This is a genomic window from Amycolatopsis acidicola (assembly GCF_007713735.2).
GTDB lineage: Bacteria > Actinomycetota > Actinomycetes > Mycobacteriales > Pseudonocardiaceae > Amycolatopsis_E > Amycolatopsis_E acidicola.
The window spans coordinates 78,327-101,477 of sequence record NZ_VMNW02000023.1 but is presented as its reverse complement, the minus strand read 5'-3'; the positions used below and the strand labels follow the sequence as shown (position 1 = coordinate 101,477).

General features: G+C 71.7%; 21 protein-coding genes. 17 read left to right on the top strand and 4 right to left on the bottom strand.

Features of this window, described 5'->3' with window-relative positions:
* Nucleotides 1-318: 318 nt before the first annotated feature.
* Complete coding sequence (locus FPZ12_RS18180; protein ID WP_144751149.1) at nucleotides 319-1,737, bottom strand: AAA-type ATPase lid domain-containing protein; 1,419 nt, start codon at nucleotides 1,735-1,737, stop codon at nucleotides 319-321.
* A gap of 165 nt (nucleotides 1,738-1,902) precedes the next feature.
* Between FPZ12_RS18180 and FPZ12_RS18175 the strand changes: the two genes are divergently transcribed.
* Genes FPZ12_RS18175 through FPZ12_RS18160 form a run of 4 tightly spaced genes read left to right on the top strand, consistent with a single transcriptional unit; the run spans nucleotide 1,903 to nucleotide 5,186 of the window.
* Nucleotides 1,903-2,901, top strand: coding sequence for an amidohydrolase family protein (locus FPZ12_RS18175; protein WP_144751147.1), 999 nt, complete (start codon nucleotides 1,903-1,905; stop codon nucleotides 2,899-2,901).
* 1 nt (nucleotide 2,902) lies between these two features.
* Entirely contained in the window at nucleotides 2,903-3,568 is a 666-nt protein-coding gene (locus tag FPZ12_RS18170) for an iron-sulfur cluster assembly protein (RefSeq protein WP_144751145.1), read from the top strand.
* A complete protein-coding gene (locus tag FPZ12_RS18165) occupies nucleotides 3,565-4,590 on the top strand; it encodes an NAD(P)-dependent alcohol dehydrogenase (protein ID WP_144751143.1) in 1,026 nt (341 codons plus the stop codon). Before FPZ12_RS18170 ends, FPZ12_RS18165 begins: the two co-directional genes overlap by 4 nt.
* A 29-nt stretch (nucleotides 4,591-4,619) precedes the next feature.
* On the top strand, nucleotides 4,620-5,186 hold the full coding sequence (locus FPZ12_RS18160; protein WP_243769903.1) for a DUF4232 domain-containing protein: 567 nt from the start codon (nucleotides 4,620-4,622) through the stop codon (nucleotides 5,184-5,186).
* Here the strand turns inward: FPZ12_RS18160 and FPZ12_RS18155 are convergent.
* The gene (locus tag FPZ12_RS18155) at nucleotides 5,180-5,962 is read right to left on the bottom strand and encodes a helix-turn-helix transcriptional regulator (protein ID WP_144751141.1); all 783 of its coding nucleotides are present in this window, start codon (nucleotides 5,960-5,962) and stop codon (nucleotides 5,180-5,182) included. The two genes, FPZ12_RS18160 and FPZ12_RS18155, sit on opposite strands and share 7 nt — an antisense overlap.
* Nucleotides 5,963-6,040: 78 nt before the next feature.
* Here FPZ12_RS18155 and FPZ12_RS18150 point away from each other — a divergent pair, with 78 nt between their 5' ends.
* From FPZ12_RS18150 to FPZ12_RS18090, 13 genes are all read left to right on the top strand, one after another.
* A complete protein-coding gene (locus FPZ12_RS18150; RefSeq protein WP_144751139.1) occupies nucleotides 6,041-6,844 on the top strand; it encodes an NAD(P)H-binding protein in 804 nt (267 codons plus the stop codon).
* A gap of 133 nt (nucleotides 6,845-6,977) precedes the next feature.
* Nucleotides 6,978-7,910: a phosphate/phosphite/phosphonate ABC transporter substrate-binding protein gene (locus FPZ12_RS18145; RefSeq protein WP_144751137.1), complete on the top strand. Its 933-nt coding sequence runs from the start codon at nucleotides 6,978-6,980 to the stop codon at nucleotides 7,908-7,910.
* Nucleotides 7,907-8,683: a phosphonate ABC transporter ATP-binding protein gene (gene phnC, locus FPZ12_RS18140; RefSeq protein ID WP_144751135.1), complete on the top strand. Its 777-nt coding sequence runs from the start codon at nucleotides 7,907-7,909 to the stop codon at nucleotides 8,681-8,683. The genes FPZ12_RS18145 and phnC overlap by 4 nt, the downstream gene beginning before the upstream one ends.
* Nucleotides 8,680-10,287, top strand: coding sequence for a phosphonate ABC transporter, permease protein PhnE (phnE, locus tag FPZ12_RS18135; protein WP_144751132.1), 1,608 nt, complete (start codon nucleotides 8,680-8,682; stop codon nucleotides 10,285-10,287). Before phnC ends, phnE begins: the two co-directional genes overlap by 4 nt.
* A gap of 96 nt (nucleotides 10,288-10,383) precedes the next feature.
* Entirely contained in the window at nucleotides 10,384-11,118 is a 735-nt protein-coding gene (locus FPZ12_RS18130; RefSeq protein WP_144751130.1) for a GntR family transcriptional regulator, read from the top strand.
* 2 nt (nucleotides 11,119-11,120) lie between these two features.
* On the top strand, nucleotides 11,121-11,543 hold the full coding sequence (locus FPZ12_RS18125; protein WP_144751156.1) for a phosphonate C-P lyase system protein PhnG: 423 nt from the start codon (nucleotides 11,121-11,123) through the stop codon (nucleotides 11,541-11,543).
* Entirely contained in the window at nucleotides 11,540-12,094 is a 555-nt protein-coding gene (gene phnH, locus FPZ12_RS18120) for a phosphonate C-P lyase system protein PhnH (protein ID WP_166462805.1), read from the top strand. The genes FPZ12_RS18125 and phnH overlap by 4 nt, the downstream gene beginning before the upstream one ends.
* Entirely contained in the window at nucleotides 12,095-13,207 is a 1,113-nt protein-coding gene (locus tag FPZ12_RS18115; protein WP_144751126.1) for a carbon-phosphorus lyase complex subunit PhnI, read from the top strand. It begins immediately after the preceding gene.
* The gene (locus FPZ12_RS18110; RefSeq protein WP_144751124.1) at nucleotides 13,204-15,012 is read left to right on the top strand and encodes an alpha-D-ribose 1-methylphosphonate 5-phosphate C-P-lyase PhnJ; all 1,809 of its coding nucleotides are present in this window, start codon (nucleotides 13,204-13,206) and stop codon (nucleotides 15,010-15,012) included. Before FPZ12_RS18115 ends, FPZ12_RS18110 begins: the two co-directional genes overlap by 4 nt.
* A complete protein-coding gene (locus FPZ12_RS18105) occupies nucleotides 15,009-15,749 on the top strand; it encodes an ATP-binding cassette domain-containing protein (protein WP_243769902.1) in 741 nt (246 codons plus the stop codon). Before FPZ12_RS18110 ends, FPZ12_RS18105 begins: the two co-directional genes overlap by 4 nt.
* A gap of 5 nt (nucleotides 15,750-15,754) precedes the next feature.
* Entirely contained in the window at nucleotides 15,755-16,930 is a 1,176-nt protein-coding gene (locus tag FPZ12_RS18100; protein WP_144751153.1) for an alpha-D-ribose 1-methylphosphonate 5-triphosphate diphosphatase, read from the top strand.
* A complete protein-coding gene (locus FPZ12_RS18095) occupies nucleotides 16,927-17,754 on the top strand; it encodes an inositol monophosphatase family protein (RefSeq protein ID WP_243769901.1) in 828 nt (275 codons plus the stop codon). Before FPZ12_RS18100 ends, FPZ12_RS18095 begins: the two co-directional genes overlap by 4 nt.
* A 93-nt stretch (nucleotides 17,755-17,847) precedes the next feature.
* Nucleotides 17,848-18,396 (top strand): HD domain-containing protein, encoded by a 549-nt coding sequence (locus FPZ12_RS18090; protein ID WP_144751120.1) that lies wholly within the window; start codon nucleotides 17,848-17,850, stop codon nucleotides 18,394-18,396.
* Here the strand turns inward: FPZ12_RS18090 and FPZ12_RS18085 are convergent.
* Together FPZ12_RS18085 and FPZ12_RS18080 are read right to left on the bottom strand one after the other, a co-directional pair.
* Entirely contained in the window at nucleotides 18,378-21,779 is a 3,402-nt protein-coding gene (locus FPZ12_RS18085; protein ID WP_144751118.1) for a tetratricopeptide repeat protein, read from the bottom strand. The genes FPZ12_RS18090 and FPZ12_RS18085 overlap by 19 nt on opposite strands.
* Nucleotides 21,772-23,148 (bottom strand): hypothetical protein, encoded by a 1,377-nt coding sequence (locus tag FPZ12_RS18080; RefSeq protein WP_144751116.1) that lies wholly within the window; start codon nucleotides 23,146-23,148, stop codon nucleotides 21,772-21,774. Before FPZ12_RS18080 ends, FPZ12_RS18085 begins: the two co-directional genes overlap by 8 nt.
* Nucleotides 23,149-23,151: the final 3 nt, after the last annotated feature.

Below are 23,151 nucleotides of genomic sequence, written 5' to 3'. Positions count from 1 at the left end.
CACCCCTCCACCGCCCCGATCCCCAGCCCGCTCTTGCGATCTTGACGCTGGGTCAAGGCATCTTTCCCGCCTTGACGCGGCGGCAAGATCGCGAACACTCACAGATCGGGGCGGTGGAGGGGTGTCACACAGCGCGCCCAGCGCGCGTCCGTTGCTCCCCCACCCCTCGCGAAACACCCAGCCGAGCCAACACGCGCACGGGAGCGGCCAACACACGCGCGGGAGCAGCCAACACGCCAGCGCAAACGGCCAACACGCCAACGGGAGCAGCCAACACGCCGACGCGGCCAACCGACCAACCGCAACCGGCCACAAACCCTAGCGAGGCACCTTGATGTCGTACTGCGCCATCTTCCGGTAAAGCGTCGCGCGCCCCATGCCGAGTTTCGCGGCGGCGCGGACGACCGTCGCGCCGGGTTCGGTCAGGCAGCGCACTATCTCGTCGCGTTCGAGGGCCTGGAGGCGGCTGAGCCGGTGCCCGCCGCCGCTGAACACCTCGGCGGGCAGGTGCCGGGCGTCCACCACGTCGGCCCGCCGCACGGCCTCGCGCACGATTCGCTTGAGCTGCTTGACATTCTCGGGCCAGTGATACGAACTCAGCGCCCGCGCGGCGGCCGGCGTGAAGCCGATCTCGCGGCCCCGGTCCCGGCTGCCGAGATGCCGGGCCAGCGGCAGGATGTCCTCCGGCCGGAACCGCAGCGCCGGGACCTCGACCACGGCGTCCACCAACGACGACAGCGCGCGCGGGATGCGGGCGAAGTCCTCCGCGGTCAGCACGAACGGCTGCGGGCCCGTCCGCCGCGCGTCGGCGAATACGCCTGCCAGTTCCTCCGCCGCCCAGGCGGGCAGCGTGTCCGCCCCGCCGACCACGACGCACGTGTGGTCCTTGCTCAGTTCGGGCGTCCACAACGCCAGCCACGCGTCGATGTCGTCCGGCGCCGGCGGGCGCGCGCTCAGCACGCGCTCACGCCCGAGCTCGTGACGCGCTATCGACGCCAGCGCTGTCTTGCCCGCGCCGGGCTCCCCCACCACCGCGATCACGCGCCCGGCGCGCATCGCTTCGCGGGCGTCGGTCAGGGCGTTCTGCCACAGCGATGAAGGGCACCGGCCCGCTTCGTCCCGATTGTCGGCGTAGACGTGGAAAACCTCGCCTCGCGGTGCCGGGCGCATCCGCCGTCCCCCGGCGCGCGAGAGCATCAGCGCCGCCGTGTTCCCGGCCGCCGCCTGCGCGAGCGCGAGCAGCAGACCGGAGGAGGAGTGCGACCAGGTCGTGAGGTTGACGCTCCCCGCCAGCTCCCCCGTCAGCGGGTCCAGGACCGGCGCCGCCGCGCACGTGTAGCCGCGGAGCTCGGTGCAGTAGTGCTCATCGGCGCGGACCAGCGACGGCGCCCTGTCGGCGAGCGCCAGGCCGAGCCCGTTCGTCCCGGCGTCACGCTCCGCGTAGGAGAAACCGGGGGCCAGGTGCACACGATCCAGTGACCGGTTGATCGAGCCGTCGTCGCACAGCCTGCTCAGCACGAGCCCGTCGGCGTCGGTGATCATCAGGCTGACCGGCTCGTTGACCAGCGTCGTCCGCAGCCCGTCGAGCACCTCGTTGCCGCACTGGTAGAACAACGACTCCGTGTCGAGCGAACCGGTGAACACCGGCTGCACCTCGTCGAGCGCCACCCCGTACCGCGCGCTGCGCTGCCAGGAGGCCCGCAGCCGGGGCGCGATCGCGGCGGTCCGGTTCTCCATTTCGACCTCCCGAAGACGCGTCACTGCGCCGTCCCGCGTCAGGGTAACCGTTCACCGGCCGCGGTTCCCAGCGTGCGTGTCTCACTTTGAGACACCGGGGGCTGTCTCGAAATGGGACAGCGAACGGGTCCCTGACCAGCCGGAACGTCCCTAACGTCGAGCCCCATGTACACCAGGGACGGCGAAAGCTACTTCATCGTGGACGCCCACGTCGCGCTGTGGGACGCCCGGCCGGAGAACCAGCGCAACATCCACGGGAAGCAGTTCATCGACTGCTTCTACGACTACCACCGCAACCTCAGCCCGGAGTCCGAGGTGTGGCCGTACGAGGAGTACCTGTACCAGGGCGGCGAACGCCTGATGAAGGACCTCTTCACCGACGGCTACGTGGACCATGCGATCTTCCAGCCCGCGCACCTCGGCGCCTTCTACAACAACGGGTTCGGCCAGACCGAGCAGGCCTGGGCGCTCACCCGGCAACACCCGGGCAAACTCACCTACAACCACTTCTTCGACCCCCGGATGGAGCAGGCCGGGCTCGACCAGCTCCGCCGCGACGCGGAACGCTTCGGGCTCAAGGGCGTCAAGCTCTACACCGCCGAATGGCGCGGCGACTCGCGCGGCTACAAGCTCAGCGACCCGTGGACCTACCGCTATCTGGAGACCTGCGAAGAGCTGGGCATCCGCAACATCCACGTGCACAAGGGCCCGACGATCCGGCCGCTGGACCGCGACGCCTTCGACGTGGCCGACGTGGACGCGGCCGCCACCGACTTCACCGGGCTGAACTTCGTGGTCGAGCACTGCGGGCTACCCCGGCTGGAGGACTTCTGCTGGATCGCCACCCAGGAGCCGAACGTGCACGCCGGGCTCGCCGTCGCGATCCCGTTCATCCACACCAGGCCGCGCTATTTCGCGCAGATCATCGGCGAGCTGCTGTACTGGCTCGACGAGGACCGGATCCAGTTCTCCAGCGACTACGCGCTGTGGACCCCGCGCTGGCTGATCGAACGTTTCGTGGACTTCCAGATCCCCGGGGACATGACCGAGTACGCCCCGCTCACCGTGGCGCAGAAGAAAAAGATCCTCGGCCTCAACGCCGCCTCGATGTACGGCATCGAGGTGCCCGCCGGGCTCGGGCTGGCGGAACCGGCGGTGGTGTGACGTGGAAGCCCTGCGCCGCGCGCTGGACACGGTCGTCGACCCGGAGCTGGACGAGCCGATCACCGATCTCGGTTTCGTGCGCTCCCTCGAGGAGCGCGACGGGGACGTGACCGTCCACTTGCGACTGCCGACTTCGTTCTGCTCGCCCAACTTCGCCTACCTGATGGCCTCCGACGCCAAGGACGCGCTGTCCGCGGTGCCCGGGGTGCGAAGCGTGCTGATCGAGCTCGACGACCACCACGACTCCGAGATGATCAACCGCGGGCTCGCCGCCGACGCGGGCTACCGGGGCACTTTCGGCCCCGAGGCGGAGGAAAGCCTCGACGAGCTGCGGCAGATCTTCCGCCGCAAGGCGCACGAGGCCGCGATGGAACGGGCGCTGATGCGGGCACGCGTCGCCGCGGAGGACCTGCCCGGAACCAGGCTCGGCGACCTCCCCGCGAGCCCGGCGACCGAAGCGTTGCTACGGCGGCGTGAGGCGCTCGGGCTGAGCGTCGAACCGTCGGCGCCCGTGCTGGTCGACGAGCACGGAACCCCTTACCCCGACGAGGAAATCCCGTTGCGGCTGCGGTTCGCGCGGTCGGTGCGGATCTCCGTCGAGGGCAACGCCCATTTCTGCCGGGGCCTGCTGCGCACCCGGTACGGCCAGGAAGAGAAGGTGTCATGAAGGCTGTCCAGGTGGTCGGGTACCACGAAAACCTCCGGCTGACCGAGGTGCCGGAGCCCGAGGTCGCCGGCCCGCACGACGTGATCGTGAAGATCGGCGGCGCCGGGGTGTGCCGCACCGACCTCCACATCCTCGAAGGGCAGTGGGCGGAGAAGTCGGGCGTCACGCTGCCTTACACGATCGGCCACGAGAACGCGGGCTGGGTGCACGCCGTCGGCAGCGCGGTGACCAACGTGGCCGAGGGCGACAAGGTGATCCTGCACCCGCTGATCACCTGCGGGCTGTGCCGGGCCTGTCGCTCCGGCGACGATGTCCACTGTGCACAGTCGCGGTTCCCCGGGATCGACACGGCGGGTGGTTATGCCGAGTATCTCAGGACTTCCGCGCGCAGCGTCGTGAAGATCGACGACTCGCTGGAGCCCGCGGACGTCGCCGCGCTGGCCGACGCGGGCCTCACCGCTTACCACGCCGCGGCGAAGGCGTCCCGCCGCCTTCGCCCGGGTGACCGGTGCGTGGTGATCGGCGCGGGCGGGCTGGGGCACATCGGGATCCAGGTGCTCAAGGCGATCAGCGCGGCGGAGATCGTGGTGGTGGACCGGAACCCGGACGCGGTCAAGCTCGCCGTGTCCATCGGCGCGGACCACGGGATCGTCGCCGACGGCACGCACGTCGGGCAGGTGCTGGAGCTGACCGGCGGCGAGGGCGCGGAAACGGTGCTGGACTTCGTCGGCGAGGGCGGGGCGACCCGCGACGGGGTGGCGATGCTGCGCCGCGCCGGGGACTACCACGTGGTCGGGTACGGCGAGAACATCGACGTACCGACCATCGACGTGATCTCCGCGGAGATCAACTTCATCGGCAACCTCGTCGGCTCGTACAACGACCTGTGCGAGCTGATGGCGCTGGCCGCGCAGGGCCGGGTGCGCCTGCACACCGCCCGTTACCCGCTGGACGGTTTCCAGGAAGCGCTCGACGATCTGGGTGCCGGGCGGATCCGCGGGCGGGCGATCCTGGTGCCGTGACGTCGCGGGGACGCCAGTAGGCTCAGCCGGTGAGAATCCCGGTCATAGCGGCGATCGCGGCTTCGCTGCTGGCGTCCCTGACGGCGTGCGGGCAGCACGTCGACCAAGGTCCGCTGATCACCACGACGGTGCCCGATTCGCCGTCCAGCGTCTCGGCGACACCGGCACCGGCACCGGGGCAATGCGACGAGAACGGGCTGAGCTACTCCGCGGGCCCTGTCGACGCGGCGCTCGGGCACCGGGCTTTCGTGGTCACGCTGCGAAACTGTGGCACGGGCGCGAAACAGGTCAGCGGCTATCCGGACGTGACCGTGCTCAACGGCGCGGGCGAACAGCTCGATGTGCGGATCGACCACGGGAACTCGTACATGGCGCGGGACCCCGGCCCGCGGAGTTTCTCGCTGGAGCCCGGGAAACCGTTGCTGTCGGTGTTCTCGTGGTCCTCGACCGTGAGCGAAGGCGAGAAGCAGACCGGCGCCGCGGTGACGGTCGCGGTGGCCGGGGAGCGGGCGCGCACGGTGCCGGTCGACTTCATCGATCTCGGCACCACCGGGCAGCTTTCGGTGACGGCGTGGAACACCGGTCTTCTTCAGTGAACCTCCACTGTGGACAGTAGCCACAGCGCTTCGGGGGTCCGGGTGGTGTAAAGCAGCAGGCGGTGTTCGTGGCCGGGGACGGCGAGGATCTCGCAGTCCAGCTCCAGTTCCCCGGCCACCGGGTGCACGGTCCGTTTGGTGATCGTCCGGCGGACCTCGATCTCGCGTTTCGCCCACAGGGCGGCGAAAGCGGGCCGTTCGGCGAGCAGTTCGTCGACGAGCGCGCGCACTCCGGGGTCACCGGGATAACGCCCGCTCGCCCGTACGTCGGCGACGCACTGGCGGGCCAGTTCCCCGTTCGCCGCGGGGTTGGCGGGGTCGAACAGCCAGCGCAGCCGGTTCCGCCGGCGTGGCGGCATTTTCGCGGGGTCGCCGATCAGCGCGATGAGCATCCTGTTCCAGGCCACCAGGTCGTAGCGGCCGTCGATCACCATCGCCGGGACGTCGCCGAGCCTGCCGAGCAGCCGCAGCACGTTCGGCGGGACCTGCTGCTCGCCGAACACCTGCGCGCGGCCGAGCCGCAGCAGGAATTCGCGCTCGTCGGTGGTGAGGCGCAGCGCGCGGGCGAGCGCGAGCAGGACCTGTTCGGACGGCCGGGGCCCGCGACCCTGCTCCAGCCGGACGTAGTAGTCCACCGAAATCCCCGCCAGCAGGGCGACTTCCTCGCGGCGCAACCCCGGCGTCTGGCGGCGGCCACCAAGCTCCAACCCCGCTTCGGCGGGCGTCAGGCGCGCGCGGCGGTCGCGCAGGAAACCGCTCAGTTCCACCTTGTCCACTCCCCCATGATCCCACCTCGCGCGGGGTGGGATCGCCGGTCCTACCCCGGGATCGCGGCGTCCGGACAGAGTGGGGGCATGACGATTCTGGTTACCGGCGCCCGCGGCGGCATCTCCCGGGCAGTGGCAGGGCAGCTCCTCGAAGCGGGGCACGAGGTGCGCGTCGGCGGGCGCGTGCCGGAGGGCGACGTGGTCGAACTCGATCTCGCGCGGCCCGAAACTTTCGGTGCGGTGCAAGGGATTCGCGCGGTCTTCCTGTACGCGGAACTGGGCGGTTTGAAGCCGTTCCTGGACGCGGCGCGCGAGGCCGGGGTGGAGCAGGTCGTGCTGTTGTCCGCGCGCGGCGCCGACCCGGCGGCCGCGGACGCGATCATGCGGGTGCACGGGGAGGCCGAGGCCGCGGTGCGGGAATCGGGAATCCCGTGGACTTTCCTGCGCCCGGGCGGATTCGCGACGAACCGGCTGTGGTGGGCGGCGGACGTGCGGGCGGGGCGCGCGGTGCGCGAGCCGTTCCCGGATTCGCAGTCGGCGTTGATCCACGAAGCGGACCTCGCCGCCGTGGCCCGCCACGCGCTGACCGAACCGGGGCATGCGAACGCCGCGTACGCGCTCACTGGCCCGGAGTCACTCACCGCGCGGCGCCAGGCGGAGCTGATCGGCGAAGCGATCGGCCGTCCGGTGTCCGTGGAGCGGCAGGATCTGGCGGAGTACCGGCGGGAGCTGGCCCACTTGCCCGCGGAGCTGCTGGAGACGAGGATCCGGAGGCTCGCCGCGCTGACCGGCAAGCCCGACCCCACGACGGCCACCGTCGAGGAGGTGACCGGCACGCCCGCCCGCGGCTTCGCGGAGTGGGCCGCGGACCACGCCGCCGACTTCGGCTGAGCAGCCAGTGGTCCGGTCAGGTCGGCACAAGCGACTGTTCGTGTTCGGTTCCCGGTAACCGGGACTTCTTCGCGGGGGCACCGGCCGCAACGACGCTCGGGGCGCATCCCTTATCCCCCGAAGGAGACGACGAATGTTCCGTCACCCCGTCGCGGCCGGTGTCCTGGCGACAGCCGCCCTGGTCCTGACCGCCTGCGGCTCGAGCGCCGCCGGCGACGCGCAGGCCGGCGACCCCGGCACTCTCGTTTTCGCCGCCGTCCCCTCGGAAAACGCCCAGACCATGCAGTCGGCGTACCAGCCCCTGATCTCGATGCTGGAGAAGGAAACCGGCAAGAAGGTCGAGTTCCAGAACGCCACCGACTACGCCGCGGTGATCGAGGCGCAGCGCAGCGGCAAGGTGCAGATCGCGCAGTACGGCCCGCTGTCCTACGTGCTCGCCCGCAACAGCGGCGTCGAGGCCACCCCGATCGCGGCGCAGGTGAAGACGAAGGGCGCGCAGCCGGGCTACCAGTCCTACGGCATCGTCCCGGCGGGCTCGCCGATCAAGGACCTCGCCGGGTTCAAGGGCAAGAAGGTGTGCTTCGTCGACCCGAACTCCACCTCCGGCTACCTGTACCCGAAGGCGGGCCTGCTCGACGCCGGGGTCAACCCCGAAACCGACGTCACCCCCGTGATGGCCGGAGCTCACGACGCGTCCGCGCTGGCTGTCGCGAGTGGACAGTGCGACGCCGGGTTCGCCTACGACTCCATCGTGGACAGCGCGCTGATCCAGAAGGGGCAGCTCAAGCCGGGCCAGCTGACCACCGTGTGGAAGTCGGACATCATCGCGGGCTCGCCGGTCGCGATCTCCGACAGCCTGTCGGAGGACCTCAGGAACAAGATCACCGAAGCCTTCCGGGCCAAGGCCAACGTGGACTACCTCAACGCCAACGGGTTCTGCTCCGGCACCTGCAAGGCCGCCGACGACGCGGGCGACTGGGGCTACGCGGGAGTGGACGACAAGTTCTACGACGGTGTCCGCAAGGTCTGCGAAACCACCAAGGACAAGCAGTGCACGGCCGCGTGAGCGAGGCGGTCCGCTTCGACCGGGTCACCAAGGACTTCGGCACGCTCGCGCTCGACGAGGTCTCGTTCACCGTCGAACCGGGCGAGGTCGTGGTGCTGCTGGGGCTGTCCGGGTCCGGGAAGTCCACGCTGCTGCGGCACGTGGACGGCCTGCACCGGCCCACCTCGGGCACGGTCCGGGTGCTCGGCACCGACGTCGGCCGGGCGGGCAGCGGCGAGTTGCGCCGGCTGCGCCGCCGGATCGGCTTCGTGTTCCAGCAGTTCCACCTCGTGGGCAGCCTGACGGTGCTGGAGAACGTGTGCGCGGGCGCGCTCGGCAGGCTGCGCGGGCCGCGGCTGGGCCTGATCAGCTACCCGAAGGCACTGCGGCACGAAGCACTGGAACAGCTCGAGCGAGTGGGCATGGCGGAGCGTTCCCTGCAGCGCGCCGACACGCTTTCCGGCGGGCAGCAGCAGCGGGTCGCGGTGGCGCGGGCCCTGATGCAACGCCCGGAAATCCTGCTCGCCGACGAGCCCGTCGCGTCGCTCGACCCGGAGTCCTCGGCGCAGGTGATGCGGCTGATCCGCGAGATCGGCACGGAGCGGAACCTGACCGTGCTGTGCAGCCTGCACCAGGTGGACCTCGCGCTCGGCTGGGGCGACCGGGTGATCGGCCTGCGCGCCGGCCGTCCGGTGCTCGACACCCCGGTGGCCGCGCTGGACCGCGAGCGCGCGATGTCGCTCTACGCCGAGGTCGGCGGGGCCGCGATGGCACTCCCGGCGGCGGTCGGATGACCGCGGGCACCCTCGCCCGCCCGACCCGGTCCGGCACCGGCGCGACACTGGTGATCCTCGGCCTGCTGGCCACGGGGTGCTGGGCGCTCGCCGATCTGAAGATCAACGTCGCCACGGTCGCGGACAGTTTTTCGAACGCCACGAAGTTCGCGCGGCGGATGTTCCCGCTGGACTTCCCGCCACTGGGCGAACTGCTCGGGCTGGCGGGGCAGACGATGGCGATCGTCATCTCGGCCACGCTGCTGTCGGTGCTGTTGTCCGTCCCGCTGGCGATCCTGGCTGCCGCCACCACCACGCCCGGCCGCGGCGCGCGGCTGTCCGCGCGCGCGGTGATCGTGCTGGCCAGGGCGATCCCGGACGTCGTGCTGGCGATCGTGTTCTTCCGGATCTTCGGCCTCGGCGCGATGACCGGCGTGCTCGCGATGGGCCTGCATTCGGTCGGGATGGTGGGCAAGCTCTACGCCGACGCGGTGGAGCAGATCGACGAAGGGGTCCGCTCCGCCGTCCGCGCCGGTGGCGCCGCGCGCGGGCAGGAGCTGGTCGCCGGGGTGCTGCCGCAGGTGCTGCCGTCGTTCATCGCCACCGCCCTGCACCGGCTCGACATCAACCTGCGGATCTCGGTGGTGCTGGGGTTCGTCGGCGTCGACGGGCTCGGCTACGAGATCGCGAACTCCTTCCAGCGGCTGGACTACCGGCGCGGGATGGCGCTCGCGCTCGTCGTGCTGATCCTGTGCGTGCTGGTCGAGCTGGGCTCCGGGGCGATCCGCCGGGCGTTGCTGCGCGGTGGGCGGACGACGGTGCGCGTCCCGGCCCAGCGCGGCGCGCGCATCGCTCCACAATGGACTTTCGCGCGCGTGCGGCGCACGTGCTACACCGGGGCGACCGTGCTGGCGGTGGTGTTTTCCCTGTGGGGCGCGGATCTTTCCCCCGTGCGGTTCTTCGGCGGGCTCGGCGACATCGGGCACAACCTCGGGCTGTTCTGGCCGCCGGACACCGGCGGGATGTTCGGGCAGCTGCTGGCCGATCTCGGGGAGACGGTGAAGATCGCGCTGGCGGCGACCGTGCTGGGCGCGTTGTTCGCCCTGCCGATCGGCGCGCTGGCCGCCCGCAACGTCGCCCCGCTGCCATGGGTGGCGCGGGCGTTCCGCATGGTCGTCGTGGGCGTACGCGGGATCCCGGAGCTGGTGCTGGCGATCGTGTTCGTGGTGATCACCGGACTCGGCCCGGTGGCGGGCACGTTCGCGCTCGCCGTCGGCGCGGTGGGGCTGCTGGGCAAGCTGGTGGCCGATTCGCTGGAGGAGGTCGATCCGGAGGTGGAACAGGCATTGCGCGCGACCGGCGCGACGCGGCTCCAGGTGTTCACCTCCGCGACACTCCCCCAGGCGGCCCCGGCGTTCGTCGCGCACGTGCTCTACCAGTTCGACACCAACATCCGCTCGGCGACGCTGCTGGGCATCGTCGGCGCGGGCGGGATCGGGTTCGACCTGCTCAGCGCGTCGCGGATCCTCGAGTTCGGGATGGTCACCACCATCCTGATCCTGGTGTTCGCGACCGTGCTGCTGGTGGAGCTGCTGGCCGTGTGGCTGCGGCGGGTCGTGCGGTGAAACGCGGAACAACTGTCCGGGGAATTCACCTTCGGGCGTGCCGCGGTTGGCCGCGGCGCAGTTGTCCGGACAAGCCGGGCGAGCATCGTCGGGGACATGACCTCGACGAGGTATCTCGAAATCGCCGACAAACTGGCCGTGGAGATCGACGGCTGCCGTCCCGGGACCAGGGTGGCGAGTGAGCCCGAGCTGGCGGCCCGGTTCGGCGTGGGCCGGGCCGCCGCGAGGGCGGCGCTGCAGGAGCTGGAGCGCCGGCTGCTGGTGCGGCGGGTGCAGGGCGCGGGCACGTTCGTGAACCGGCGGATCGACTACGTGATCTCGCACAGCAGGCCGCCGTCCTGGCACACCACGGTGGAGGCCGCGGGCGCGACGCCGCGTTCGCACATCAAGTCGGTGGAGCGGGTCCCGCTGCCCGCCGGCCGGGCCGCGCACCTCGACCGCGCGGCCGGAACCCCGATGCACCGGGTGATCCGGACCTGCTACATCGACGACCTGCTGGCCACCTGGATCGAGGAGTGGATCCCGGTCGAGGTGGCCCCGGACCTGGACCTGGCGCTGCACAGCGTCGAGTCGATCGACCTGGTGCTGCGCCAGATGGGCCGGGTCAGCCCGGTCCGCGCGTGGTGCCGGGCCAGCGTGGACATCCCGCCGCCCGAGGTGCTGCGGGGGCTGGGCGTGGAAGCGAGCGTGCCGGTGTGGCTGGTGGACAGCGTCAGCCGGGACGAGGGCACGGGGCAGGTGCTGATGGCGAGCAGCGCCTGGACCCGCGCGGACGCGGTACGCGTCGTGGTCGAACTTTCGGACACGGTCTATCCCGAGGAGAACGCGTGAGTATGGGCAGGGAGGAACGCTGCGGTCTGCTGGCCGTGGCCGAACCGGAGGAGTTGCGGGAGCTGGCGGACGCCTGTCTCGCCGATGGGGCGCCGGTGACGGTGGTGCTGGCGCCGGAGGTCGGCACCGTCTCCACGCAGGTGCGGGAACCCGTTGCGAGGGAACGGTTCCTGCTCGGTGACGTGCTGGCCTGCCGCGCCGAGGTGGAGGTGGGCGGTCACCGCGGCTGGGCGATGCGCCTCGGCGACGACCGGGCCGCCGCGCTGGCCGCCGCGGTGCTCGACGCGGAGGTCGCCGGTGGCAGGCCGAAAGCGTCCGAAGTGGACGAACTGTGCCTGCGGGTCGCGCGGCGCAAGGCCGAACGTGAGGAGCGGGAGTGGGCCGAGCTGGCCCCGACCGTCGTGGAATTCGAGGAGCTGACGTGATCACCCTGCATCCGGCCGACTCTCAGCTGACGTTCCGCGCCGTGCTGGAGGCGCTGTCCCGGCCCGGCGAAACGTTCCAGCTGCCCGCGCACAAGGTGCCGCCCGCCGTACTCCCCACGCTCGCGCTCGCCGATCTCGGCACCGGCGTCTGCGTGCTCGAGGCCGGAACCGACTGGGCGGACACGGTTTTCTCCGCCACCTCGGCCCCGAGCTACACACTGGACAAGGCCCGGCTCGTGACGGCGCTGCGCCCGGTGACCGGCGAAGAGGTCGCGAGCCTGCACCGCGGCGCCGCGCCCGCCCCGGAGGACGGCGCGCTCGCAACGCTCGCCGTGTCCGATGTGGACGGTGGACCGGCGAAGTGGTGGCTGAGCGGACCGGGCATCCCGGGCGAGACCGTGCTCTCCCCCAGCGGACTGCCCGAGGACTTCCTTGCGGCCCGCGCCGCGCTGGTGGCCGGTTTCCCGGCGGGCGTGGACTTCCTGCTGGTGTGCCCGGACGGCCAGATCACCGGCCTCCCGCGCACCACCAAGATCGAGAAGGAGAGCTGAATGGGGTACTCGGGAGCCCGCGGCGGGCTGGAAGCCATCCTGGCCGCGGAAGACCTGGTGCGGCGCGCCCGCGATCACGCCCCGGTGGCGTGGGCGGCGGACGAGCAGATCATCGCCCGGTTCCGGCTGGTGGTCGACCGCGTGATGGGCGAAGCCGGGCTGTACGACGAAACCACCGCGGCCGCCGCCGTACGCCAGGCCGAGGGTGACCCGCTGGAGGCCTCGCACCTGGTGCGCGCCTACCGCTCCACGCTGCCGCGCCTCGCGGTCGCCGAGCCGGTCGACCCGGATGAGCTGCTCATCATGCGCCGTATCGTGCCCGCGTTCCGCGAGCCCTACGGACCGCAGCTGCTCGGCCGCACCACCGACTACACCGGGCGGCTGCTGGAAAAGCCGGCCAGGCAACCGTCCTCTTCGGACAATGAGCCCGGCGCGCCCAAACCACGCACCGACGAGCAGAAGCACCCCCGCCGCTTCCTCGATCTGTTGCGGGAGCTCGACCTCGTGGTCGATCACCGCACCGGCGAGGACCCCGAGCCCTTCGACCTGACCCGCAAACCCGCCCGTCCCCCGGCTCCCCGCTCGGCCGCGCTGGCGGCGATGGCCCGCGCGGAGACCGGCGCGCTCGTCGCGCTCTGGTACCGCTCGATCCTCGGGCCGGACGGCGACATCCACGAGGTCACCCTGGGCGAGGTCCGGCACGGCAGGCTGCCGCTGCGCGTGGCGCACCCGCACACCGGAAACCCCGTCACCGTGGGCGAATTCCGGGTCACCGAGGCGGAGGCGATCGAAGACCTCGACGGCGCCGACGAGGACCGCACCTGCTTCGACGTCGGCTACGGCCTGTGCTTCGGGCACAACGAGCGCAAGGCGATCGCGATGGCCAACCTCGACATCGCCAACCGCCGCTTCGGCCGCCAGGGCCCGCTGGAGCAGCTGCTCCTGCTCACCACCGACGGCCTGGACTCCGGCGGCTTCCTGGAACACCTGAAACTCCCCCACTACGTCACCTTCCGCTCCATGGTCGAGCGGAAGCAGGCGATGCGCGCCGCGGCGGCGGGCGAGGGCCCCGCGCCCCGGCCCACCGAGCCCGCCGGGAAGGAATGCCGATGAGCGTCACCACCGATCTGATCGCCGAGCTCGACACCCAGGCCACCCCGCCGGGGCTGCTCGACGAAGGCGGCAAGCGCGAGGTGCGGCGCGCCGCGCTGACCGCGGTCTGCGTGCCCGGCTACCAGGTTCCGTTCGGCTCCAGGGAAATGCCGGTGGCCCGCGGCTGGGGCTCCGGCGGGCTGCAGGTCACCCTGGCCGTGCTCGGCGAGCAGGACACCGTGAAGGTGATCGACCAGGGCGACGACGCCGGGGTCAACGCCACCAACCTGCGCCGGCTGATCGCCTCGACCACGGGCGCGGACCAGACCGCCGACACCCGCGAGGCGACCGTGGTGCAGACCCGCCACCGCGTGCCCGAGGAGGACCTGGCCGCCGGGAAGGTGCTGGTGTACCAGGTTCCGGTGCCGGAACCCCTGCGGGGCGTGGAGAAGTCGGTCATCGAATGCGCGCGGATGCACGCCGAGGGCGACTACTCGAAGATCTGGGTCAGCCTGTACGAGGACCTCGTGCGCAACGGGATGATCACCCGCACCACCGGCTACCCGGTGCTCGTCGGCGGCCGCTACGTCATGGCCACCACGCCCGTCCCGCGCTGGGACGTGCCCCGGCTGAACCGGTGCGAGCACCTGAACCTCTACGGCGCGGGCCGGGAGAAACGGATCTTCGCGGTCCCGCCACACACCGACGTCCGCCCGCTGACGTTCGACGACGTGCCGTTCGAGGTGGAGCACGCGCCCGGCGCGAAGTGCAAACGCTGTGGCAGTGAAGACGTCTTCCTCGTCGAGGCGGGCCCCAATGGCGGTTATGCCTGCAGTGACACGGAATGGTGCAACCGGGTCCTCGATGGGGACGCCGACCTCGACGCTCACCACGAGCGCGCGCCCCTGCAGTTCCTCCCGGATGCCCAGCGGCGCAAGGGTTCCGCCTCCACGACTCCGCGCATCGAGCCCGTGCGCGTGACCGGTGGCCCGGAGTGGGCGCTGCGCGTGGACGGCATCGGCAAGGTGCACGGCCCCGGCGGCGCGGACGCGGTGCCGGGCACCGGGCCCGAAGCCGGTACCGCGGTCAGCCCGGCCACCGGCGCGATCGTGGCGGCGTGGGACGTGTCCTTCGACGTCGCGCCCGGCGAGGCGCTCGGCGTGATCGGCGAATCCGGTTCGGGCAAATCCACCGTGCTGGCCTGCGTGATCGGCGACCAGCCCGCCACCGCCGGCAGCGTGCGACTGGCCACTGTGGACAGCGGCGAGACCGACATCCTCGGCCTGGACGACACTGAGCGCCGCAAGCTGCGGATCGACCGGATGGCCGTGGTGCACCAGAACCCCGCCGACGGGCTCGACCTGCGGGTCAGCGCTGGCGGCAACATCGCCGAACGGCTCACCGCGGCGGGCTGGCGCGGCTACCACGACATCCGCCGCCGCGCGGCCGAACTGCTCGACCGCGTCGAGGTGCCCCTGTCGCGAATGGACGATGCCGTGGGCACCTTCTCCGGCGGGATGCGCCAGCGCGTGCAGATCGCCAAGGCGCTCGCGACCGAACCGCCGGTGGTGCTGCTCGACGAGCCGACCACCGGGCTGGACGCCTCGGTCGCCGCCGGGGTGCTCGACCTGCTGCGCGGCCTGCTCTCCGAGCGGGACGTCGCGGCCGTGGTGGTCAGCCACGACTTCTCGGTGATCGACGCGCTCACCGACCGGACGCTGGTCATGCAGCTCGGGCGCGTCGTCGAGCGCGGGCTGACCGACCAGCTGTTCCACGACCCGCACCATCCCTACACCCAGCGGCTCGTCGCCGCGGCCAGGAGGTGACCCCCGTGCTGCCCGTGCTTTCCGTCCGCGAGCTGCGCAAGTCCTTCACCCTGCACACGATCGACGGGCGCACCGTGCATTCGCTGCACGGGGTGGACCTCGACGTGCACGCCGGGGAACACGTGGCGCTGGCAGGCCCCAGCGGGGCGGGCAAGTCCTCGTTGCTGCGCTGCGTCAACCGCACCTACCTGCCCGACTCCGGTTCGGTCCGGCTGCGCGCCGGGGCCGAGGACGTCGAGCTGACCGGGCTGGCCGACCGGGCGATGGCCCGGCTCCGCGGCCGCGAATTCGGTTACGTGTCCCAGTTTCTCGCGGCCCCGCCGCGCAGCGGGCCGATGGCCGTGGTCTCCGCGACGGCCCGCCGTCGTGGCCTCGACCGGAGCGAGGCGCGGGACGCGGCGGCCGGCGCGCTCAAGCGGCTCAACCTCGACGAAGCGTTGTGGGACATCGATTGTTCGGTGCTCTCCGGCGGTGAACGGCAGCGGGTGAACCTCGCGGCGGGCACCGTCCGGCCGCCGAAGCTGCTGTTGCTCGACGAGCCGGTTTCCGCGCTGGACCCGGCGAACCGGGAGTCCGCGCTGGAACTGGTGGCCGGGCTGACCGCGCAAGGAGTGGCCGTGCTGGCGGTGTTCCACGACCTGGAGGCGATGCACCGGCTCGCGTCGCGGGTCGTGCTCATGCGCGACGGGCTCATCGCCGCCGAGGGCAAGCCCGCTGACATTCTGGAGGCAGCGTGACCACGATGTCGCGAGCCGAGCATTGGACGCTCGGGACTCCCCCGGCCGACTACGTCCTCGGGCACGTGCGGGCGGTGCTGACCGGGGAGATCGTCGAGGACGCACGGGTGGTGGTCCGCGACGGGCGGATCGCCGCCGTCGAGCCGCACACCCCGGGCACCGAACCCGATGTGGACGGTCAGGGTCTGTTGTGCGTCCCCGGGCTGGTGGACGTGCACAGCGATGGGCTGGAGAAGGAGCGGATGCCCCGGCCCGGCGCGGAACTGCCGGTCGAGTTCGCGCTGTTGTCCTTCGAGGGCAAACTGCGGGCGGCCGCGGTCACGACGGTCTTCCACGGTGCCGGGTTCGAGGAGAGCTACGGCCGCGGCCTCGACCGCTCGGTGGCCAGGGCGCTGCAGCTGTGCGAGGTGATCGACTCCCGCGCGGACGGGATGGTCGACCACCGGATTCTGTACCGGCTCGACGTGCGTTGCCCGGAAGGCCTGCGGGCACTGAAGGAGCGTCTGTCCACTCTGGACTCAACGGCGGTGGTCTCGCACGAGGACCACACGCCGGGCCAGGGCCAGTACGCCGACCGCGCCTACTACGAGCGCTATCTGCGGGGCACGCGCGGCATGTCCGAGGCGGAGGCGGCCGAGCACGTCGACAAGCTCATCGCCGACCGCGAGGGGCGGCTGAACGTCCGCGAGGACGCGATGGAGTACCTCGGCGAGCGGGCGCGGGCCGGGAAGATCCGGTTGCTGGGCCACGATCCCAGCTCGGCGGAGGAGATCGGCCAGCTCGTCGCCCGAGGCGGCGCGGTGGCCGAGTTCCCGACCACGCTGGACGCGGCCGAGGCCGCCCGCGAGCGAGGGCTGCCGGTCGTGATGGGCGCGCCGAACGTGCTGCGCGGCGGTTCGCACAACGGCAACGCCTCGGGGCGTGACCTCGTCGCGCGGGGCCTGGTCACCGCGCTGGCCTCGGACTACCTGCCGTCGGGCCTGCTCGCGGCGGCGTTCACGCTCGCCGCGGACGTCGGCCTGCCGAAGGCGATTTCGCTGGTCACCGCGGGTCCGGCCGAGGTCGCCGGGCTCGGCGACCGGGGCCGGCTGGAGCCGGGGCGGCGGGCGGATCTCGCGTTGATCGCGGCCGGGCCACAATGGCCCGTCGTGCGCTCGGTCCTGACAGGATCGAGGGCATGACCTACATCGGCTGGCCGGTGCCCGAACCGCAGATCCCCGCAGAGACCGATCCCGTCCTGGCGCACGCCACCCGCGCGGCGGTCCGCGCGTTCGCCGACGCGCGCAAGGCGCACGACCGCGCGGCGCTCGCGGAGAAGGTACAGATGGGCGCCGACGGCACACCGACCATGCGGCTGGACATCCTCGTCGACACCGCCGTCGCCGAATCGGTCACCGAGAACAAAGTGAACCTGCTGTCCGAGGAGCTCGGCAGCATCGACAACGGCTCCTCGGTGACACTGGTCGTGGACCCGGTGGACGGCACGGCCAACGCCGCCGCCGGGGTGCCGCTCTCGGCGTTCGCCGGGGTGGTGGCCGTGGACGGGGTCGCGAAGGAGGCCCTGACCTGCTGGCTGGACACCGGCCGCTGCTGGCACGCCATAGCCGGGCAGCCGACGCCGTATCGCACCTCGGGCCGCGAGAAACTGGACGGCGCGGCGGTTTCCGTACTGCGGCCGCACGGGTTCGACGAGAACGCCTGGCTCGCCGTGGCACGCCGGGCCGCGCGCGTGCGGATCCTGTCCAGCAGCTGCATCGAGGCCGCGCTCGTGGCGGAGGGCTCCACGGACGCCTTCGCCGACACGGGTTCGGACACCCACCGGATCATGGACCTGGCCGCGGCGATGGTCATGCTCCCCGCCGCGGGCGGAGCGGTGCTGGACGTGCACGGGCGCCCGCTGGAGATCGACCCGGACCTGTCGAAACGGTGGTCGGGCGTGGCCGCGGCGACACGCGAGCTGGCCGAAGAACTGGCCGAAACCATTGCCAATGCGATCCAAAAGTAGGCGGATACGGTCCGCAGCCGATCCGGTTGAAGCGACCTGTTTCCGCCGTGGCTGTGATCGGATTGGCAATCAACGACACAGTATGGAGGCATTGTGACACTGACCGTGACCGAACTGGGTGAGCTCGTCGACGGGCTCGCCGGGCTGCCTTACGGCGGCGAAGCGGTGGACCAGCGCACCCACGCGCTGCAGGCGGGCTGGTTCGCGGCCGAGGCGGAGGCCGACGACGAGCTGCTGCTCGCCGCCGTGCTGCACGACGTGGGCCGTGCAGAGTCCGTGCGGACGGAGTACCCGGGCCTGCCGCACGAGCTGGCCGGCGCGGAGTTCGCGCGCAAGCACCTGAGCGAGTCCGCGGCGTGGATCATCGCCCAGCACGTGCCGGCGAAGCGCTTTCTCGTCGCGACCGACGCCGGGTACGGCTCGCTGCTCAGCCCGGCTTCGGTGGCCTCGCTGAAGAAGCAGGGCGGCCCGATGTCCACTGTGGAGGCTGAGGAGTTCCGCGGCCACCCCCGCTGGGAGGACGCCGTCCGGGTCCGGCGCTGGGACGACGCGGCCAAGGACCCCGACGGCCCCGTGCTCACCACCGAGGACGTGCTGACGGTGTACCGGCGCTGGCTCGGCGGTCAGGAGCACTCGCGGTAGAGCCGTTCGAACTCCTCGATGTGGGGCGCCGCCGCGGGCAGTTCGGGCGCGGCGGCGGCCCGCAGGTTGTCGAGGCCCACGGTGAGCAGGCTCCGGGCCCGCGCCTTGTCCACCCGCCGCAGCTCGGTGGCGATCATCAGCCCCGTCCGGTGCGCCTCGTCGTCCTCACCGAGGCCGAGCAGCGCCAGCAGGAGGTCGAATAGGGCGCCGAGGCGCAGTTCCGGATCGTCCACCGCGCGCTGCAGGCAGTCGACGGCTCCCCAGTAGGTCCCCAATCGGTAGAGGCACCAGCCACGCAACGCGTACGCGTGCATATCTCCCGGTGACGCGCCGCGGAGCAGGTCCAGCACGCGGTGGTACTCGTGTTCGGCGTCGCCTGTCTCCTCGAGTTCGAACAGCGCGTTCGCCAATCCCTTGTGCGCCCACGGATTCTTGGCGTCCAGGGTGGTCGCGTGACGGTAGATTTCCTTGGCACGAGAGCGATCCTTCGCCGGGCCGTGCTGTACCACCCAGCCCAGCACAAGGTTCGCCTGCAGGTCCCGCCCGTCCAGCTCGACCGCCCGCTCGGCCGCCTCGCGAGCCTCCGTCCATCTGTCTACTTCGGACAGCAAATGGGCGCGCAAGGTCAGCACCAGCGGTGTTTCCGAGGCTTCTTCGAGTGTGGCGAGGCCGCCTTCGAAGTCACCGGAACGTGCCTGCTCGGAAGCCAGCCGCGTCAGCACCGACATGTCGTACGGCACGGCCTCCCGCACTCGCAGATAGGCCGAAACGGCCTCGTGATGGCGCCCGGCTGCCGAGAGCGCTTCCGCCAGCAGGCGCCACATCTCGGGCTCTTCCGGCGAGCGCCAGAGCAGTTCGTCCAGCTCGGCCAGCGCCGCCCGATGATCGCCCGCCGCCAGCAATGCCCGGGCGTACTCGGTACGCAGGGCCAGGTCACCGGGCGCGCGCTCGATGACCGAGGCCAGCAACTCCACCGCCTCGTCCGGCTCCAAGAGCTTGCGCAACAAGGACGCGGCGCGCCGGTTGACCGGGTCGTGGTCGAGCGCGGCCCGCAGATCGGCCTCGGCTTCGGCCTTCTCGCCCTGCTCCGCGCGGAGGGCACCGCGGACCGTCAGCGCCAGCACGTTGGCCGGGTCCTTGTCGAGCACCTTCGCCGCGTCGGCGAGCGCGTCCGCGCTGCGGCCGTCCGCGCGTTCGGCTTCGGCCCGCAAGGCGAGTACCTCGACCCGCTCCCCGGCTTCGCGCAGGTCGTCGACCGCTTCGGCAGGACGGTCCAGCTGCAGGCGGGCCCTAGCCCGGAGCAGATGCGCCTCGGTCCCGCCGTCCGCGCGATCCAGCGCGTCGGCCGCCGCCAGTGGGTCGCCGGCCAGGAGGTGGGCCTCGCCGAGCAGCCGCCAGACCGAGGAGTCCACAGTGGAATCCTCCGTGGCCGGGCGGAGGCAGTCGAGCGCCGCGTCGAGCAGCATCCGCTCCCCGGTTTCGTGGTACCGCGCGAGATACGCCTTGCCGAGCCGGATCCGCAGCCAGCCCACCTCGGGCGTCAGCTCCACGGCGCGCGCCAGCGCGACGATCCCTTCCTCGGGCCGGCCGAGGCTGATCAGCACCTCTCCCCTTGCCCCCTCGGCGTAGGCGTAACCCGGGAGCAGGCGCAGCGCTTTTTCCAGCGCTGCCAACGCTTCCTCACGATGCCCTTGCCGCCGCAGGATCTCGCCGTGCATCGCGTTCGCGTCGGCCCGGTCCGGGTCCAGCTCCAGCGCCCGGCGGATCGCCTGCTCCGCCCGCGGCAGGGCTTCGTCCTCCTCGGCGTTGAGCAGTACGTTGGCCAGGCCGGTCAGCGCGGGCACGTTACGGTCGTCGAGGCGCAACGCCGCTTCGAACGACTCCCGCGCCTCGGTCCGGCGCCCCAGCCTCGTGAGGTGATCGCCGCGGACGCGCCACGCGCGCCCGAGCGTGGGGTCGAGCCCGACCGCGCGATCCAGGTGCCGCAACGCTTCCTCGGTCCGGCCCGTCCGCCCGGCGAGTTCGCCCACGAGCCAATGCGCCGTCCCCGACTCCGGATCGAACCGCGCGGCCACGCGGGCGTCGGCCTCGGCTTCGGCCGTGCGGCCCAGTTCCAGCAGCGCCCGGCTGCGGGCCAGCAGGTTCGGCACGTCGTTCGGGTTCGCCTCCAGCGAGCGGTCCAGGAACCGCACGCCCGCCTCCAGCCGCCCGGACTGCGCGAGCGCGACGCCGAGCTGCGCGAGGACCACGGGATGCCCCGGCTTGAGCTCGTCGGCGTGTTCGAGCGCGGCGACGGCCGTGTCCGGGTCGCCGGTGTCCAGCGCCACCATGCCCTGCAACAAAAACGCGCGCGGGTCGTCCGTGGCGTCCGTGGTGAGCTGGTCCACGAGCGGCCGCGCGTCCTCCGCCTTGCCCTGGTTGACCAGCAGCTGCGCCTGCAGCACCAGCGCGTCGGGGTCGTCCGGTGCCGTCGCCCGGAGGGATTCCACGGCCTTCCCGGCGTCGTCGAGCGCGCCGACCTCGACGAGCATCTCCGCGGCCGCGAGCAGCTGGTTCCTGGTCCACGCCGTGTCGTCCGCGACGTTCAGCCTGCTGCGCGCCTCATCCGTCCGGCCTGCGGAAATCAGCGCCTCGGCACGGACGAGTTCGGCTTCCGGCGCGAGGTCCGGTGCCAAGCCGGGCACCCGCGCCGCCGCACCGGCCGCGCTTTCGACGCGGTCCGCGGCGAGCAGCGCCTTCGCCGCGGCGAGCCAGCCAGCGCCTGTCTCCACGGGATCACTGTCCATTTCGGACAGCAGCTCGGCGCGTTCCACCTGCGCGCGCCAATCGTGCGGCGCGCGCTCGACGGCGGCGGCGTACGCGCGCAGCGCCGCTTCGTGGTCCCCGGACGTGCGCAGCACAGCGGCCAGCGCGCGCCGCACATCCGGGGCGTCTTCACCCAGTTCGATCGCGGTCTCCAGCATCCGCCGCCCCTCGGCGGCCTCCCCCGAGGACGCGAGCGCGATGCCGTAGTCCCCGGCGAAATCCCCTCGCCGCCGCACCAGCTCACCGGCGCGGGCGAAGCGGGCAGCGGCGTCGGCGAACCGGTCCTGCTCGTCCAGCGTCAGCGCGAGGATGGTGCGCGCGGACGCGTCGATAGCCGAGCGGTGCCGGTAATCCGGTTGCTGCGGCAGCAGATCGGTGCCGACGTCGCTGATCAGCGCGCGGGCCGCGGTCACGGTTTCCGCCGTGTGGCCGGTGCGGTAGGTGGCCCGCAACCGGTCGAGGCGCTCTTGCAGCTCCGCCGTGCGCGTCGAGCGCAGCGGCGACCGGGACGGGGTGATCGGGCCGGCCGACCACCGGGCGGTGTAGGGCTCCGGAACCGCGGGTTTGCGATCAACCACGCTTGCCTCCCATGGACTTCCAGAGCGCCTTGACGTTCTTGGTGACGTCGTGCGCCCACTCCTTCGAACCGGGCCGCTCCAGCCGCGTGACCCACGCGGCGTTGAGCAGCACCCGCGCGCTCAGGCCGGTCGGCGCGCGGTGCGGGCGGTCGCTCTCGCGCAGCAGTTCGACCGTCCGGTCCACCGGATCCCAGTCGTCCGGCCCGAACGGGACGACCTCGTAGGAGCGCAGCGCTCCGACCACCGCGTCGGAAAAGTCGTCCAGCGGGCCGGTCGCGGTGAGATCACTGTCCAGTTTGGACACCGCCTCCAGCCAGAACTCCTCGATCCGGTCGACGACCTGGCCGATCTCCGGCAGATCGTCGGAAACCTCCCGCAGCACACGCACGATCACGGCGGCGCGCTGGAGATCCGACGGGGTCGCCTCGCCGGGCTCGTCGTGGTTGGGCTGAAACTTGAGCAGCGTCGCGGCGCATCCGTAGGCCGGGCCCACGGTGTACGCCGCGTACGCCTCCGCGAACAGCGCGCGGCACACCGGTTCGGGCAGCTCGCCGGGCACCTGGTCCAGTACCCAGTCGCCGAGCGGTTTGCGTGCCTGCGCGGCCCCGATCTCGGCGCCGACGAGCGGGATGTTCCAGATCGTCCAGCCGGGGAAGCCGAGCTTGACCAGCTCGTTGAGCGCGCTGTGCAAGGTGGGCCTCCGCGCGGGCAGGGACAACCGCTTGAGCTGGCCGGGCATCTCCCACAGCAGGCGGTCGGTGATGTCGCAGACCTCGTCGTCCAGGGCGTGGTCGCGCAGGGTCAGGCCGCCGAGGAAGTCGACGTAGTCGGCGAACAGGTCCTGGCACTCGTTTTCGAGCTTGCGTTCGTAGCGGGCCCACACGTCTCGCGGCGGCTCCCCGTCGCGCAGCTGCGTCAGCAGGGTCTCGACCTCTTTGCCCAGCTTGCGGCAGCGTTCGGTGAGGCTGATGGTCAGCGCGGTGTCCTGGCTGATGTCCACCATGGACTTGCCCATCGCGGCCACCTCGTCGCGCGCCTTGCCGAGCCGGTCCTTGATGGTTTCCAGGCGCCCCACCATGTCCAGCGTCCGGTCGAGCAGCCCGTGGTCGTCCAGCGCCCCCTTCAGCGCCGGGTCACGGGCCATCACGTCGACGAACATGGCCACGAGCGTGTTGGACTCCTGCAGCTGCACCCAGACCGAGTCCTTGCTGTACCGGCAGATCAGCTCGTCCAGGTGATCGAGACTGGCCCGGCGGCGGCGCGCGTCGTCGGCGACCTGCTTGACCTTGTCGATGTCCTGGCACAGCGCGACCAGCCGCATCTCCAGCAGCTCCTGCGGCTCGGGTGACTCCATCTCGGGCATCGCCATCGG

What these genes read in the sequence shown, in the direction of transcription:
- FPZ12_RS18180 (WP_144751149.1), bottom strand. Translation starts at nt 1,737, where the DNA reads ATGGAGAACCGGACCGCCGCGATCGCGCCCCGGCTGCGGGCCTCCTGG.
- FPZ12_RS18175 (WP_144751147.1), top strand. Translation starts at nt 1,903, where the DNA reads ATGTACACCAGGGACGGCGAAAGCTACTTCATCGTGGACGCCCACGTC.
- FPZ12_RS18165 (WP_144751143.1), top strand. Translation starts at nt 3,565, where the DNA reads ATGAAGGCTGTCCAGGTGGTCGGGTACCACGAAAACCTCCGGCTGACC.
- FPZ12_RS18150 (WP_144751139.1), top strand. Translation starts at nt 6,041, where the DNA reads ATGACGATTCTGGTTACCGGCGCCCGCGGCGGCATCTCCCGGGCAGTG.
- FPZ12_RS18145 (WP_144751137.1), top strand. Translation starts at nt 6,978, where the DNA reads ATGTTCCGTCACCCCGTCGCGGCCGGTGTCCTGGCGACAGCCGCCCTG.
- phnE (WP_144751132.1), top strand. Translation starts at nt 8,680, where the DNA reads ATGACCGCGGGCACCCTCGCCCGCCCGACCCGGTCCGGCACCGGCGCG.
- FPZ12_RS18130 (WP_144751130.1), top strand. Translation starts at nt 10,384, where the DNA reads ATGACCTCGACGAGGTATCTCGAAATCGCCGACAAACTGGCCGTGGAG.
- FPZ12_RS18125 (WP_144751156.1), top strand. Translation starts at nt 11,121, where the DNA reads ATGGGCAGGGAGGAACGCTGCGGTCTGCTGGCCGTGGCCGAACCGGAG.
- FPZ12_RS18115 (WP_144751126.1), top strand. Translation starts at nt 12,095, where the DNA reads ATGGGGTACTCGGGAGCCCGCGGCGGGCTGGAAGCCATCCTGGCCGCG.
- FPZ12_RS18110 (WP_144751124.1), top strand. Translation starts at nt 13,204, where the DNA reads ATGAGCGTCACCACCGATCTGATCGCCGAGCTCGACACCCAGGCCACC.
- FPZ12_RS18100 (WP_144751153.1), top strand. Translation starts at nt 15,755, where the DNA reads ATGTCGCGAGCCGAGCATTGGACGCTCGGGACTCCCCCGGCCGACTAC.
- FPZ12_RS18095 (WP_243769901.1), top strand. Translation starts at nt 16,927, where the DNA reads ATGACCTACATCGGCTGGCCGGTGCCCGAACCGCAGATCCCCGCAGAG.
- FPZ12_RS18080 (WP_144751116.1), bottom strand. Translation starts at nt 23,148, where the DNA reads ATGGCGATGCCCGAGATGGAGTCACCCGAGCCGCAGGAGCTGCTGGAG.